This is a genomic window from Myxococcus faecalis (genome assembly GCF_050039385.1).
In the GTDB taxonomy this organism is placed as follows: Bacteria; Myxococcota; Myxococcia; order Myxococcales; family Myxococcaceae; genus Myxococcus; species Myxococcus fulvus.
In genome coordinates this window covers 3,614,902-3,629,771 of sequence record NZ_CP144336.1, presented here as the reverse complement: position 1 = coordinate 3,629,771, position 14,870 = coordinate 3,614,902, and the positions used below count along the sequence as shown (strand labels likewise).

Annotated in this window: 12 protein-coding genes; 10 read left to right on the top strand and 2 right to left on the bottom strand. The window is 70.6% G+C overall.

Going from position 1 to position 14,870, the window contains the following annotated elements; genetic code table 11:
• Nucleotides 1-13: 13 nt before the first annotated feature.
• The gene (locus VZQ01_RS14280; protein ID WP_426748098.1) at nt 14-1,789 is read left to right on the top strand and encodes an OPT/YSL family transporter; all 1,776 of its coding nucleotides are present in this window, start codon (nt 14-16) and stop codon (nt 1,787-1,789) included.
• A 105-nt stretch (nt 1,790-1,894) separates the two neighbouring features.
• Here the strand turns inward: VZQ01_RS14280 and VZQ01_RS14275 are convergent, their stop codons facing one another.
• Nucleotides 1,895-5,923 (bottom strand): protein kinase domain-containing protein, encoded by a 4,029-nt coding sequence (locus VZQ01_RS14275; RefSeq protein ID WP_408888119.1) that lies wholly within the window; start codon nt 5,921-5,923, stop codon nt 1,895-1,897.
• Nucleotides 5,924-6,055: 132 nt separating this feature from the next.
• Here VZQ01_RS14275 and VZQ01_RS14270 point away from each other — a divergent pair, with 132 nt between their 5' ends.
• Together VZQ01_RS14270 and VZQ01_RS14265 are read left to right on the top strand one after the other, a co-directional pair.
• Nucleotides 6,056-6,190, top strand: a complete 135-nt coding sequence (locus tag VZQ01_RS14270; protein ID WP_255652667.1) for a hypothetical protein — start codon at nt 6,056-6,058, stop codon at nt 6,188-6,190.
• A gap of 50 nt (nt 6,191-6,240) precedes the next feature.
• Nucleotides 6,241-6,594, top strand: a complete 354-nt coding sequence (locus VZQ01_RS14265) for a DUF1428 domain-containing protein (protein WP_223746007.1) — start codon at nt 6,241-6,243, stop codon at nt 6,592-6,594.
• A gap of 76 nt (nt 6,595-6,670) precedes the next feature.
• Here the strand turns inward: VZQ01_RS14265 and VZQ01_RS14260 are convergent, their stop codons facing one another.
• Entirely contained in the window at nt 6,671-8,164 is a 1,494-nt protein-coding gene (locus VZQ01_RS14260; protein ID WP_223746008.1) for a Do family serine endopeptidase, read from the bottom strand.
• Nucleotides 8,165-8,605: 441 nt separating this feature from the next.
• On the opposite strand from VZQ01_RS14260, the gene VZQ01_RS14255 reads away from it, so the two are divergent.
• The 7 genes from VZQ01_RS14255 (at nt 8,606) to VZQ01_RS14225 (ending at nt 14,792) form a co-directional block, all read left to right on the top strand.
• On the top strand, nt 8,606-9,061 hold the full coding sequence (locus VZQ01_RS14255; RefSeq protein WP_426748097.1) for a response regulator transcription factor: 456 nt from the start codon (nt 8,606-8,608) through the stop codon (nt 9,059-9,061).
• Nucleotides 9,062-9,133: 72 nt separating this feature from the next.
• Entirely contained in the window at nt 9,134-10,084 is a 951-nt protein-coding gene (locus VZQ01_RS14250; RefSeq protein ID WP_426748096.1) for a lysylphosphatidylglycerol synthase domain-containing protein, read from the top strand.
• Nucleotides 10,085-10,256: 172 nt separating this feature from the next.
• Nucleotides 10,257-11,435, top strand: coding sequence for a hypothetical protein (locus VZQ01_RS14245; RefSeq protein WP_426748095.1), 1,179 nt, complete (start codon nt 10,257-10,259; stop codon nt 11,433-11,435).
• Between the two features lie 26 nt (nt 11,436-11,461).
• Nucleotides 11,462-11,797 (top strand): hypothetical protein, encoded by a 336-nt coding sequence (locus VZQ01_RS14240; RefSeq protein WP_141326834.1) that lies wholly within the window; start codon nt 11,462-11,464, stop codon nt 11,795-11,797.
• A 47-nt stretch (nt 11,798-11,844) separates the two neighbouring features.
• Nucleotides 11,845-12,750, top strand: a complete 906-nt coding sequence (locus tag VZQ01_RS14235; protein ID WP_426748094.1) for a hypothetical protein — start codon at nt 11,845-11,847, stop codon at nt 12,748-12,750.
• A gap of 157 nt (nt 12,751-12,907) precedes the next feature.
• Complete coding sequence (locus tag VZQ01_RS14230; RefSeq protein ID WP_426748093.1) at nt 12,908-14,206, top strand: AHH domain-containing protein; 1,299 nt, start codon at nt 12,908-12,910, stop codon at nt 14,204-14,206.
• Nucleotides 14,207-14,357: 151 nt separating this feature from the next.
• Nucleotides 14,358-14,792 (top strand): imm11 family protein, encoded by a 435-nt coding sequence (locus tag VZQ01_RS14225; protein ID WP_426748965.1) that lies wholly within the window; start codon nt 14,358-14,360, stop codon nt 14,790-14,792.
• Nucleotides 14,793-14,870: the final 78 nt, after the last annotated feature.

Genomic DNA, 14,870 nt, shown 5'->3' with positions numbered 1-14,870 from the left:
GGCGGAGCGCGCTGTGTCTTCCTCGACGACCGCACCTGACTCCGCCGACGACGTGCGCTTGAGCGCGGTGGCCCCGGCCCCCGCGGCCCCTTCGCCCGAGGCGCGCGAGTGGACACCGCGCGCGGTGGGCATGGGGTTGCTGGTGGGCTCGCTGTTGGCGGTCACCAACGTGTCCATGGGGTTGAAGCTGGGCTGGTGGGAGAGCGGCTCGGTGATGGCGGCGGTGCTGGGGTTCGGCGGGCTTTCGGCGGTGTCGCGCCGACGCGGGGCTCCGTACACGCCGCTGGAGAACAACCTCACGCAGGTGTCGGCGGTCGCGGTGGGCGCGATGCCCGCGGCGGCGGGGCTGTTGGGGCCGCTGCCGGCGCTGATGCTGCTGGGGATGGATGTACCGGGCGTGGCGGTGGCCGCCTGGAGCGTGGCGCTCGGGGTGCTGGGCGTGCTGGCGGCGCACCTGTTGCGGCGGCGGTTGATGGAGGAGGAGCGGCTCGCGTTCCCGACGGGCATCGCCACGGCGGAGCTCATCACCGCGATGCACGCGTCGGCGCCCGAGGAGAACCGGGGGCGGGGCTGGTGGCTTGCGGCGGCGGCGGCGCTGTCCACGGGCTTCACGGTGTTGCGGGATGCGTTCCAGAAGGTGCCGGGGATGGTGGCGGCGCCGGGTACGGTGGGCGGCGCGTCGGCCGCGTCGCTGACGTGGGGGTTGGCGTGGAGCCCCATGCTGGTGGCGGTGGGGATGATGGCGGGGCTGCACCTGGGGATGAGCATGCTGCTGGGCGCGCTCGTGGGGTGGGGCGTGCTGTCGCCGTGGCTGGTGTCGACGGGGGCGGTGAAGGAGGCGGGCTTCGATGCGCTCCAGACGTGGCTCACGTGGCCGGGCGTGGGGCTGCTGGTGGGCTCGGCGGCGGTGTCGCTCACGGCGCAGGCGCGGGACTTCTGGCGGGTGGCGAAGGACCTGGGCTCGCTGCGGAGCGGCGGGGGGGTGCCCCGGTGGGCGTGGCTGAGCGGGGGCGTGGCCTGTGTGTTGGCGTTGGGCCTGGGCGTGGGCGTGTATGGGATGAGCGCGGCGCAGGTGGTGCTGGCGTTGGTGTTGGTGTTGCCACTGTGCGCGGTGTGCGCGCGAGGGGCGGGGCAGCTCGACGTGTCGCCGGTGTCGCAGGTGGGCCAGCTGTCGCAGGTGGCGGCGGGCGTGCTGCTGCCTGGGGGCGTGGGGCCCAACGTGGCGGTGGGCGGCGTGGTGTCCGGCGCGGCGGCGCAGACGGGCGTGAGCCTGTGGGCATTGAAGGCGGGGCACCTGTTGGGTGCGTCGCCGGGGCGGATGCTGGGGGCGCAGCTGTTGGGCGTGCTCGCGGGCTCGTTGGTGAGCGTGCCGGCGTACCTGTTGCTGACGCGGGCGTATGGCTTGGGTTCGGAGGCGCTGCCCGCGCCGTTCGCGCAGCAGTTCCGCGCGGTGGCGGAGCTGGCGTCGAGAGGGCTGGATGGCTTGCCGCCGAACGCGCTGTTCGCGGGGAGCGTGGCCGCGGGCGTGGGCGCGCTCCTGACGTTGCTGGCGCGAGGGCGCGCGGCGCGGTGGGTGCCCTCGCCGGTGGCGATGGGAATCGGCTTCATCCTGCCGGCCTACTTCGCGGTGACGCTGTGCCTGGGTGGCGTGCTGGCGGCGGTGGCGCGCTGGCGCTGGCCGGCCTCGACGGGACGCAACGTGCCCGCGCTGGCTGCCGGGGCGATTGCCGCGGAGTCTCTCGTGGGCGTAGCGCTCGGCGCGCTCAAGCTCTTGGGCTTCATGGCGTAGCGAGACGCGCAGGGGCAACGAAGAAACGACGACCGTCGCGGTGCCCTCGTACTCTCGCCGCCTCGTCGCGTGAACCTCGGGAGCGTGCTCGGCGGGCGACGCTGACTACACGGGCAATTGGCCATCCCGTGCGCGTTCGAGTGAACGGCGGATGCGAACCTCCATGAGGTTGGGCATCCGGGAGGCGAGCTGGAGTGCCTCCGTGAGGATGCGCACCGCTTCATGTGTCTCGTCCCGCCGCAGCGCCGCCAGGCCCATCATCTCCAGCACCTCCAGCGGCTCCTGCTCCACGGACACCTGGCTGGAGCGCTCACGCAGCGCCGCCCACTCCTTCGCCGAGGCGTCCCGCGTGGACAGCTCCACCATGGAGAACAGCACCTCCTCGGGGGGACTCAGCTCCACGCCATTGCGGTTCTCGGAGAGCACCTGCTTCACCTGCGCGAGCAGCTCTCGTGCCCGCGCCTGTCTCCCCGTCCACGCCATGGTGCGAGCCTGGAGCAGCAGCGCCCACGGGCGCGGCGCCACCTCCGGGTGCCGGCGCTCCAACGCAATCGCCCGCGCGATGTGCGGCGCGGCGGCGTCCACGTCGCCCGCCTGGTAGTGCAGCTCGCCCAGGTTGTGCTCCGCGAAGTACTCCCAGCCCACCATGCCTAGCTCGCGACCCAGGTGCATGAAGCGCTGCTGGTCCTTCAGCGCGCTCGCCAAATCCCTGCGCGCCACCCACAGGTTGCGGCGGTTGTTGATGGCGCTGCCCAGGTGGAACAGGTCTCCGCGCTCCGTGCACGCGGCGACCACCTCCGCCAGCACCCGGTCCGTCTCGTCGATGTCGCCCAGGTTGGGGAGGATGACGGCCAGCAGCAACTGCGACACCACCTGCGTCTCGTAGCCCGCGTCCCCCAGTCGCTTGGCGAAGACCGCCGCGGCCTCCAACGGCTCGCGGGCCTCCTGCCACTCACCCTTGCGGAACAGCGCGCGGCCCAGGGCCAGCAGCAGCCGGCTCTGCACGTACGCCGACCGCACCTGCATCGCCATCGCCTGGGCTTCCAGCGCGCGCTCCTCGCTGGCCGCGTAGTCGTTCACCCAGTCCAGCGCCATCGCCTCGTCCAGCAGCAGCTCCACCTCGGAGCGCACATCCCCCAGCCTGCGAGCCCGCTCCCGCGCCGCCGCGAAGTCCGCCAGCGAGTCGTCATACCGACCGATGCGGATGCGCATCAGCCCCCGTCCCCGCAGCGCGGTGAGGCAGCGCAGCTCATCCTCCGGGTCCAGCAGCTCCAGCGCGCGCGTGTACATGGCCTCCGCGTCGAGGAACGCATGACGTCCCCGCGCGGACTCCGCCAGGTCGATGGAGAGCGCGGCGGCCTCCTCGCGCAGGTCCGCCGCGGCCGCGTGCAAGGCCAGTCGAGGCAAGCGCTGTCGCTCGCTGGCGCCCGCGGGCCCCAGGTAATACCGGTACGCCGCGCGGTGGATGCGCTGTCGCTCGGCGGCCGGCAGCGTGGCGGCCACCGCGTCACGGAGCAGCTCGTTACGGAAGCTCAACCCCTCCTGCCGATGCGACACGAGCAACCCGGAGTCCAACAGCCGCCGCGTCGCGTGGCCCGCATCCAACGGGAACCCACCCGCCGCGCCGTCCCGCTCCAGCTCCCGCACCACGCCCTCCGCCGTCGCGGCGGTGAAGTCCGTGCCCAACAAGGCACACAGCCGCGCGTGCGCGGCGAGCGTCGAAGGCAGCGCGCCCAGCTCCCGGTCCGCCAGCCACTCCACCAGCCGCAGCTCGGGGACCTTCTCCACGCCGTCGGTGACCAGGTACCAGCTTCCACCCGGCGCGCGCTGACGCACCAGCCCCTGGCGCTTGAGGCCGCGCACCAGCTCCACCAGGTACAGGGGCACGTGCTGGGCGCGCTCGACGATGCGCTCCACGGCCTGCGCGGGCACGTTCTCCACCGGCTTGAGGAGCATGCGGCACAGCTCCTGCGACGGCTCCGCCGCGAGCGCCCGCAGCGACACGGTGACCTGCCGCGCGGCGCGAGCGCCCCACAACGGCCGGCTCTTCTCGAACCCGGGCCGCGCCAGCACGCACACCCAGATGGGCACGCTCGCCTCGGCGAGGCACGCGTACTCCAGCGCGTCCAGCGCCGTCTCCTCCGCGAAGTGCGCGTCGTCGATGATGAGGCACAGCGGCCGCTCACGGGCGGTGGACGCGAGCAGCTCACCGGTGGCGCGCATGGCCAGGGAGCGCAGGGCGCCCGGCGCCGCCGCCCAGCTCTGCAGCTCCGGCCCGCCCGGCGCGTACCAGCCCAGCGTCGCGGCCACGCCCGGCCACAGCTCCGAGCCCAGCGTGGGCCCCAGCCGCTGCATGATGGATGCGCGGCCCTGCTCCTCGGTGTCCGTGTCGTCGCTCTCGAAGGCGTTGAGCGCGCAGCGCAGCAGCGTGCGCAGCGTACCGTCCGGGTCGCCCTGCACCGGCTCGCGCGAGCGCGTGCTGTACATCCGCGCCAGCGGCAGCTGCAACTGGAGCTCCCGCACCAGGGCCGCGGACAGGTGGCTCTTGCCCAGCCCTCGCTCGCCCAGCACCGTGACGAGCGTGGGCGCCGCCTCACCCACCGCCGCGCGCGCGCTGTCCACCAGCGAGGCCAGCTCCGCGTCGCGGCCCACCAGCACCTCGCTGCCCAATTGCAGCACGGTGATGTCCGGCCGGGGCGCGGCCCCCGGTGACGCCGGACGCAGCAGGCCCGGATGGTTGGGCACCTCCGTGCACGGCACCTCCGGCACGGCCTCCGCGGCGGCGGGGGACAACAGGAGCCCGTGCGCGTCCGGGCCCGTGGGGTAGCGGTCCGCGCGGGCGAAGATGGCGCCCAGGTAGCGCGGCGCTCCGGTGGGACGGCGCTGCACGGTGACGGCGGACACGTCCACGAGCGCGCTCGCGGCCAGGCCCCGCTCGGCCATCCCCTCCGCGGCGCGCATGGCGCGGCGCACGGGGTTCTCTCCGACGTCCGGGTCGAACACCGCCGCGATGCGAGGCCCGTCCGTATGCGCCAGGTGCCCGCCGTAGGAGCCCAGCCCCTTCTGCACGCTGACCGGGTTGGAGCGCGAGGTGAGGAAGAGCACGGCGACGGAGCGGCGCACCTGCGCGGGCCGGGGCTCGCCGGGCGCGGTGGGGCGGGGCGTGACGGGCTCGAGGGGGCGGTGCGCGTGCGAGAAGGCCTCGCGCAGCGCGGTGGCCAGCGCGGCGGCGTCCTCGGGCCGGCGCGAGCGCTCCTTGGCCAGACACCGCAGCACCACCTCCTCCAGCGCGGGCGGCACCGGCGCGAAGTCCGACGGCGGCGGCGGCCGCAGCGCCAGGTGGGCCTGGAGCACGTCGGGCGTCGAGCCGAAGAAGGGCGGCCGGCCGGTGAGCATCTCGTAGAGCAGCACGCCCAGCGCGTACACGTCCGTGCGCGCGTCCACGTTGGCGTTGCCCGCGCACTGCTCGGGGGCCATGTACTCGGCGGTGCCGGCGAAGCCCGAGGTGTCGCTCGTCGTCGCGCCCTCGCCGGGCAGCGCGGTGCCCTCCTGGGGCGTGGTGCCTCGCACCAGGCCGAAGTCGAACACGCGCACCTGCCCGCCGCCGTCCTCGTTGAGGAACAGGTGCTCGGGCTTCAGGTCGCAGTGCGCCAGCCCGAGCGCGTGCACGCGGGCCACCGTGTCCGCCACGGACAACGCCAGCTGGGGCAGCTCCTGCGCGGGCACGGGCCCGGAGGCGCGCGCCAGCCGCTCCGCCAGCGTGGGCAGCGGCACGTGCTCCATGACGAGGAAGCGCACGCCGCCGGCGAGCACGCCCTCCTCGTACAGCGCGGGCACGGTGGGCGGGCCCAACTGGCGCAGCGCCTCCGACTCGCGGATGAGCTGGGCGCGCGCCAGGGCATTGCCCGTGCGGGCCAGCTTGATGGCCACGCGCTGGTGGTCCGTCTCCCGCCGAGCGCCGAGCAGCACGCCGAAGCCGCCCTGCGCCAGCACGCCCTCCACCTGGTAGCCGGGGATGCGCGGCGGCGTCGGCTCCACGGACGTCGCTCGTCCCGCCCCGTCTGGGGATGGACTCGGCGGGCACGGCGCATGGGAGCCTTCCCAGCGCCGCCCACATGTCTGGCAGCGCGGCACGGCGACACTCTACGCCAAACGCCCTGGGGATTCAGGACACCCGTGGGAAACCCCTGGGGTCGCTTTCGCATCACCTGGACCCGGGGGCCGCCTGCCCGGCAAGGGCGCGTTGGTTGCCCCAGTCAAGCGTCGGTGCTGTCATGCCGGCCCTCCCTCCTCAACCGGGACATCCTCTGGAAGCGGCTGGCGAAGGAGGGCATCGACAGCGTGCGTCAGGTCTCCGTGGACGACGTGTGGAGCGCGCTGCGCTTCCGTCCGGCGAAGTGACGCGTGGAAACGGGGTAGGGTGCCGCCCTTCTCGTGGAGGGAGGACGGCAATGCCCTACGTCGATGGTTTCCTGCTGCCGCTGCCGAAGAAGAACGTGGCCGCCTATCGCAAGATGTCGCGCAAGGCGGGCAAGCTCTGGCGCGAGCACGGCGCGCTCCAGTACATCGAGTCCATCGAGGATGACATCCCCGAGAGCCTCACCCGCGTCTCGTTCGCCCGGGGCGTGAAGCTCAAGCCCGACGAGGCCGTGGTGTTCGCCTTCATCGTCTACAAGTCGAAGGCGGACCGGAACCGGGTCAACAAGAAGGTGATGGCCGACCCGCGGCTGGGCTCGCCCGAGGACGTGCCCTTCGACAGCAAGCGGATGATCTGGGGCGGCTTCAAGTCGATTGTCTCGCTGTAGCCGCCCTCACGGATGAGGACTCGACGACGTCCGGCGGGTGGGAGGGGAAGACGTCCCGCCGGACGTCGTGAGCGACTCAGGGAACTTCGAGCGCGCGCAGCACGGTGTTCTCGGACTCCGGGGCGCGCACGCGCAGGAGCAGGGCGGCGCCGGACTTCGCGCCCGTCAGGCTGCGCACGGCGTCGGAGGCGCTGGACACCTTGTCGTCACCGACCTGCACCAGGATCATCCCGGGCTGCAGGCCCGCGCGCTCGGCGGGGCCGCCGGGCTCCACCTCGGTGATTTGCGCGCCGCCGTCGGGCGCGTCACGCAGGCCGATGCCCAGCTTGCGCGTGGAGGGCGCGGTGCTGTTGCGCGGCGTGAGCTCCTCCTCGCCGCGCTGGGCCGGGCGGGTGCCGAGCGTCACGTTCACCGTCATCGGCTTGCCGCCGCGCACCAGGTCCACCTTCACGCTGCTGTCGGGCTTGAGCAGCGCGACGGCGCGGGTGAGGGCTCCGGCGGAGTCCACCGCGCGGCCGCCGACGGAGGTGATGATGTCCTCCTCCTTGAGGCCCGCGCGGTCACCGGGGCCGCCCCGGCTGACGCCCGCCACCACCGCGCCCTTGTTCGCGTCCACCTTGAGGGCCCGCGCCAGCTCCGGCGTGAGGTCCTGGATGGACAGGCCGAGGAAGCCGCGGCGCACCACGCCCGTCTCCTGCAACTGGGGCAAGAGCGCGCGGATGAGGTTGCTGGGCACCGCGAAGCCGATGCCGCTGGCGCCGCCGATGATGGCGGTGTTCATGCCCACCACTTCACCCTGCATGTTGAACAGCGGGCCGCCGGAGTTGCCGGGGTTGATGGCCGCGTCCGTCTGGAGGAAGTCGTCGTAGGGGCCCGAGTGGATGTCTCGCGCCCGGGCGGAGAGGATGCCCGCGCTGACGCTCGAGTCCAGGCCGAACGGGTTGCCGATGGCCATCACCGGGTCGCCCACGCGCAGCGCGTCCGAGTCACCCAGCGGCACGAACGGCAGGTTGCCCGCCACGCCCTTGAGCTTGAGCAGCGCCACGTCGGTGAGCGGGTCTCTCCCGAGCACCTCCGCTTCATACGAGCGGCCGCCCTCCAGCTTCACGCGCACCAGGTCCGCGCCGTCCACCACGTGGTTGTTGGTGAGCACGGTGCCGGAGGCGTCGATGATGAAGCCCGAGCCCAATCCCTGGCGCGGTGGCGCGTTGCCCTGCATCCCGGGCGGCAGGCCGAAGCGCTCCGCGAAGCCGGGAGGAAGGCCCTGCATGCCGGACATGCGGCGCGGGCGGGCCTGCACCTCGACGTAGACGACGGCGCCCTTCACGGACTCGACGAGCGGGGCCAGCGAGGTGACGGTGCCGGCCGTCGCCGGGTTGAAGCGCGCGGGCTGCACGGGCGCGCCGGAGGGCGTCGCGGCGGCGGCGACGGCCGCGGGCACGGTGGACGCCGCGTTGGAGGTGTTGGGCGAGCCGAGTGCCTGGGCCTGTCCGCACGCGAAGCCCAGCGTCGCGGCGGGAAGGAGGGCCAGGGCACCGAGGAAACGGCGAGAGGGGAGCGAGCAGGCCATCGTTCGTTCTCCGAAGAGGCCGGAGGTGAGTCCGGCTGGGAAAGGGGTGTCAGGAGTCGGTCCGGAAATGGGGAGCCCGTGGAGAAGCTCCTCCTGGAGGTGGAAAGGTCTGCCGCTGGTCGTCCCCCGACTCCCGACGGCTTCCTGGCTCGGGGCTCATTCCGCGAGTCCCCACTTCCGCACCGACGTCGGGCTCCATTGCAGATGCCGGGCCAGCGCTTCGTGTGAGGGATTCCCTCGGAGGGTGGGGGCGTGGGGGCAGGGGGCGCGGGGCAAAGTGCCCCGGTCGGGGCAAATCTCCCCGGGGCGGTTTGCCTCGCCCTCCCGGGGAAGGGCGTGGCACGTCGAATGCTCTGGCCCGGGCACGCCTCGCCCTGTGGGCGCCCTCGTCGGGAGGGCACGCGGGCGGGCATCCCACCACGCCAGGAGGAGGACGTCTTGATGGGGCCAGACGAGGAGCAGGGAGTCGGAGTCCAGCCGTGGCCGCTCCCGAGCACGGAGCGCGAGCAGGCGCCTCGGGTGTTGGTGGCGGAGGATCAACCGGAGATGCGCGCGCTGCTGCATCGGGCGCTCAAGCGCCGGGGCTATGAGGTGGTGGAGGCGGCGGACGGGCCGGGGTTGGTGAAGGCCATCATCGACGGGTTGCTGGCGGACCAGACGCTGGTGCCGGACCTCATCATCACGGACGTGCGCATGCCGGGGTACTCGGGGCTGGAGGTGGTGGCGCGGCTGCGGCGGGAGGGGTGGACGACGCCGGTCATCCTCATCACCGCGTTTGGAGATGCGCAGCTGCACCGGGACGCGGCGCAGCTGGGGGCGGCGTGTGTGTTGGACAAGCCCTTCGCCATGGAGGACTTGTGCGCCACGGCGGAGGCGCTCGTGCCGCCGTCGCGTTGAGGGCCTGGGTGCCCTTCGAGTGCCCTGGCGCGGGCGGGTGAGCACCGTACGGGGGTGTTCTCGAGGAACCTGATGAAGCGGGCGCTCCTCGCCTTGCTTCCCCTGGGGTTGCTGGCGTTGGCGTTCGTGGTGCTGCGGCACGAGCTGCGCCAACTGCACGGTGAGGACGTGGCCCGGGGGCTCGCGTCCATTCCGCGAGAGCGCATCGCGTTGGCGGTGGTGTGCGCGGCGTGCAACTACCTGGCGTTGACGCTGTATGACGTGTTGTCGCTGCGTCACCTGGGGAAGCGGCTGCCCTACCGGCAGGTGGGCTTCACGTCCTTCGTGGGCTACGCGTTCGGCCACAACATCGGCATGTCGTTCCTCACGGGCGGCGGCGTGCGCTATCGGCTGTATTCGGCGCGTGGGCTGACGGCGCTGGACGTGGCGCAGGTGGGGACGTTCAACGCGCTGACGTTCTGGGTGGGGCTGTTGGCGGTGGCGGGCGTGGCGCTGGTGGTGGACGCGGGGCAGGGGGCGATGTCCGCGCTGTCGCTGTCGCCGTGGGTGGCGCGGGGACTGGGGTGGGGATTGTTGGGGGTGTTGGGCGTCTACTTCGCGGCGTGCGCGTGGATGCGGCGGGTGTTGAGGGTGCCCAGGCTGCATCTGGAGGTGTCGCTGCCGACGGGGCGGCAGGCGCTGGAGCAGCTCGCGGTGTCGTGCATGGACTGGACGCTGGGGGCGATGGTGCTGTGGGTGTTGCTGCCGTCGGGTGCGGGGATTTCGCCGCTGACGATGGTGGCGCTGTTCGCGGTGGCGCAGCTGTTGGGGATTGCCAGTCAGGTGCCGGGAGGGTTGGGGGTGTTCGACTCGGTCATCCTGGCGGCGCTGACGCCCTCGGTACCGACGTCGGTCGTGATTGGCACGCTGGTGGTGTACCGCATCGTCTACTACCTGCTGCCGTTCACGGTGGCCGCGCTGATGCTGCTGGGGCATGAGCTGGTGGAGCACCGGTGGTGGGGCCGGCGGCGGCAGCCGGGGTAGAGCGCTCGGGGCGTGTGGAGAATCCGACAGAGTCGCCGGGAGAGTGGAGGGCAATCATTGGCGCGGGTCTCGTCGTTGGCCTGGAATTGAGCGCGCCCAGGTTCCCCTTCGACAGACTTCTTGTGGGCCCTCGACTCCAGGCCACCCCTTCGTGGGTGAAAGGGCTCTGCCGATGGCCACCGACGCTCCGACGGCTCCGCCTCATACGCCCCTTCTCTACCTGGAGATGGGGGGGAGCAACTTCTTCTCCGAGCGATGTCAGGCGTTGTTGATTCAAGCCCACCTGAACCCTGACTGGTTCGGCTCCTATTCAACCGTTGGAAATGTCTGCTCCGACGCGAAAGCGAAGTGCAGCCGATGGGATGGCGCGACCCAGGCGGAGCGGGACCGCGGGTTCATCGAGAACCCCGGTCCGCCTGCCACGCAGACGCCGCTGGAGCGCCCCACCACGGGAGACCGGTATCTGAACCAGTGCCAGTCCGGGCACCTCGTGCGTGACTCGAACTTCCGTGAAGCGGGCCGCTCCACGGATGGATTGGGACGCAGGGCGCGGGGAGACCCCTGTCGCAACCTGGTGGATGGCTACCAGGAAGAGCAGGCTCCCGCTGTTCCCATGCAAGGGGCAGCCTTCAACCCTCAACATGAGCATGGCCTGCACACGAGGAACGAGAACGCTGATTCCGCGAGGCAGCGCGAACGCAACCTCGCGGAAGGGCGCCCCGAGGAGGAGTATCCTCAAGAGGCTCGCCAGCGGGATGAGGATGGCCGGACGCAGAGCTATCTGGACGATCATCAGGAGAAGTGGCGCACGGCGGAGCGGGAAGCCCTCAATCAGCCTCCAGGGGCGGGCTCCTCCAGCGGCGCTGGCGCAGGTGGCTCCGCGACGAGCGCCGCGGGGCCTGGCGGTGCCGAGGGCGCGGGACTCGGAAAGGTGACCGCGCCCAACTGTGCCCCGGGTGATGTCGTGGAGGGCCGCAGCGCGGCAGAGTGCATCAACAGTTGGCGCAGGAAGGCCGAGGCGCAGATGAAGCAGGACGTTGTGGCCTCCATCAAGAAGAACAAGATAAACAGTGCACCGCTCGCGCAGTTCCCTGGCAAGAAGGCGCCCCCACCGCCACTTCAACAACAGTACCAGCAGCATTTGGACGACGAAGCCCTTGCCGCGAGACGCGCTCATGTCATTGCCCGCCGGCGACTCGGGGCGAACCACCCCACGACGGAGGCCGCGTTGCGGAACAGGCAGGCGACGATGCGTGAAGCCAATCGCATCCGAGGAGCGGGGTGTCTGGCGCAGCAGGGGATGCGCATGAGGGATACCCCGCCGGGCCGCACGACAGGACGGGCGCGATGAGCCCGTGGCTTTCCAAAGGAGAAGACATGTCGGTGAGCGTCGACCAGTCAGCGATGTTGGCGGAGACCTTCCTGAAGGACTACCTACGCCAGAATGAATACTTCACACCCGCCAACGAGCTGACGGACAGTGACGACGATGATGAGGGGGTGGGAGATCTGCGCTTGAGTCTGACCCGGGCGGCGCCAGACCCCGACGAGCCCGATGTCATCTACTTCTTCTTCCTGTACGGGCGTGTCTTCAGGAATCGAGGGGACCCGGCGCTGTCGAAGCTGGTCAATCAATGCATGGCCGCCCTGCTCGCGGCGCATCCCGAGGTGAATCAGTTCAAGCACGAGTTGTGTGTAGACCCCGCGAGGTAGAGCCCGGCTGCGACGCAGCCGCGGGTTCGTGAGAGGAGTCGTGGACGATGCCGCTGGGGCATGCATTCCGGAAGGTCTGTGGTCCCTCCATCGAGGACTGCCACTTCCTGGCGGACCGCTGGGATGGCAAGGGCTGGGTGGAAGACGAGGCTGAATCCTGGGTGGTGCAGGTGTCGGCCGGGCGGATGTATGCGCTCAAGTCCCAGGTCGGCTGGTTGACGGGGCTCTGGTGCTCACCCTCGGGCCGGGTCTACGTCTCCCAGGGCGGCGGCGCGCGGGGAGGGGTGCACGTCTCCCTGGGCCAGGACCCCACGGCGCCCCAGTGGGAGTTCCATCCGCTCCCGCTCCTGGCCATGGGCGTCTGGGGCGTCGATGACCACTTCGTCCTGACGTGGGGCCCGCGCGTGGACAAGCGGGAGGACGGCATGTTCCGGTGGGATGGCACGGCCTGGCAGTCCATTCCCTGTCCGGGCGAGGTCATCAGCGTCCACGGTCTCTCCTCCACCCTGGTCTACGCGGTGGGACGCAAGGGACTCATCTCCCGATGGGATGGCTCCCAATGGCATACGGTGCCTTCCTACACGAGAGCCCCCCTGACAGGGATTCACGTGGCGAGTCAGGATGAGATGTACGCCTGTGGTGGCAACGGCGTGATGGAGGGGTCCATCTACGGCTGGTCGGAGGTGGTGGAGTCTCCAGGGATGGTCGTGGACGTGACGAAGTACCACGACGACATCCTGGTGGCGGGCGAGGGCTCCGGCCTGCTGCGCCTGAAGGGCAACCGCCTGGAGCTGGTGGAGCCCTCGCTGCCCGTCACCTCGATGGACAGCCGGGAGAGGCTCGTGGTGGCGACCCCCGAGGAACTCGCGGACTCCCTCGACGGGAAGGCCTTCCGGCGCAAGCCCCTGAGCGAGTTCATGGACCTCACGAGTGACATCCCCACGATGTGGTAGCGCCCGACTCCAGTTCCTCTCTGGAGTCGGGTCCCTGTCTGTCAAGTCATATGGCCGGCTCCGGTCTACCCCCACGGTGGTAGGTCGTGAGCTTGAGAGGGATTGAGCCCCTCACCCAGGATGCGCGCGTCTTCATGGCGCCTTCCTGGGGGATGTCTTGCGCGGGTCTGGAATCGTCTTGCTGTGTCTGCTCACGGGCTGTGCCACCCCTCGCGTCGTCAACCTCGACGCGGGGCACGGCAAGAGAATCACCTACGCGCCGATGGAGGTCGCGCCCGTCGAAGTGGAGGAGGACGACTTCCAGCGGGCACTCTCCGAGCTCATCCTCACCTTGAAGCTGGAGGTCGCCTTTCGCGAGGCGGACGCGGCGGACCAGCATGGTTGGGTCCGGTCAGGAGCGCTGCTTGCATCCTCGAAGGGCATTGTCGACTCCCGCGTGGAGAATTCCCCCGAGTCACTCTACTCGCGCATCTGCCCTGTGCGGGATTCCTGCCTGACGCTGATAGGTGGGACGGGCCTGTCCTTCTCACGCAAGGACCGCACGTTGATGGCCCTGTCCTTCGCCTTGGATACTGTCTGGGAGAGCGTCGAGGACGAAGTGGGGCACATGCTCAACCCCGTCGTACTCAAGGCGATGATCAGCTCGGCCGCGCTGGCGCTGCTCCTGACGATGACCTTGCCCGAGCCCGTCACCAAGACCATCGCGGTCGCCCTGACGGCCTCCCTCATTGCTTATCTCGGGGTCGTCCCGGTGTGGGAGATGGGGCAGGGGTTCCTCCGACTATGGGAGGCCTCCGAGCGGGCGACGAGCATCGTCGAGCTGCAAGACATCGGTCATCGCTTCGGCAAGGTGCTCGGGACGAATGGGACCCGCGTGTTGGTGCTGCTGCTCACGTCGGCACTCGGGGGCCGCGCCGCGATGGCGGCACAGGGGCCGACGTTGCCAGGGTTCTCCCAGGCGGCGCTGCGCGCTCAGGTCGAGGGAGGGTTCAAGCTCGAGGCGGCGCTCGGCGCGGGAGTGGGGTCCATCGCGCTGCCCGCGGCGGGAGTGCTCAACGTGGCCCTGGCTCCCGGCGCCGTGGCGGTGATTGCGTCGTACTCCACCGGGCGCATTCCCGGGGACGCCGAGGGCCCGGTCCATCACATCTGCACGAACAAGAACACCGTCTCGACATTGCGCGGTGGGCCGTGGACGCCGCTGTGCGAGGAGGTGTTCGAGATGGCGGGGATGAGCTTGGAGGACGCGGCCAATAAAGTGCGCCTCAAGGGGCACGAAGGGCCACATCCCGAGCTGTACCATTCACAGGTGGTGCCCCGATTGCAGCGAGCCGTCAAGGACTGTAGGGGAACCGAGGATTGTCGCGTGCGACTGATGAACGAGCTGGCGAGAATCGCGAACGAGCTGCTCACGCCGGGCTCGGAGCTGCGCGGCTACATCGTGAAGGCAGGGGAGTGAGGTGGACCGTCACTTCTATTGGGTCGAAATCGCCGATGTCCCTCAGTGGTACCTCGCGACTCCCGCGCCGGCCTCGGGGGGGAGGTTCGAGGACCCAGGGATGTTCACCGACGGGCGTCTGCTCTCCGACCCTGGACCCATCTTGGCGCGAGTGCGTCATCGGGGCAGCCCACGTGCGTTCGTGTTCGCTGGCGTGCAGCGAGTTCCTGTCGTCAGCGAGGAGGTGGGCCAGGCCTTGAAGACCCTCGCGCCCGGTGATGTGCAGCTGTTCCCGGCGTCGGTCGAGGATGTGGACGAGCGCTTCTTCATCGTGAATGTGGTCAGGGTCGTCGACTGCATCGACGAAGCGGGTTCCACGGGAGTCCAGCACTACGCCGAGGACGACCCATTCCCCGAGCGTGCGGGAGAGTTCCGGTGGATCTCGGGTCTGCGAATCCTCCCCGAGAAGACGGAGGGTGCGCGTGCCTTCATGCTGAAGCGCTTCAAGCACCCCATCATCGTCGCGGAGGAGGTCAAGGAGGCGCTCGAGCGAATCGGCAACCTGGGCGTCATGTTCAAGCGCGTCACGGGGAACCCGGGCGCTTGATGGGAAGTCGCCCCTCGGCGGACGGCGGAATCGTTCGCCAGTGCAATCCTCCGCCGGCTCCCGGGACGCAGCGCCTCA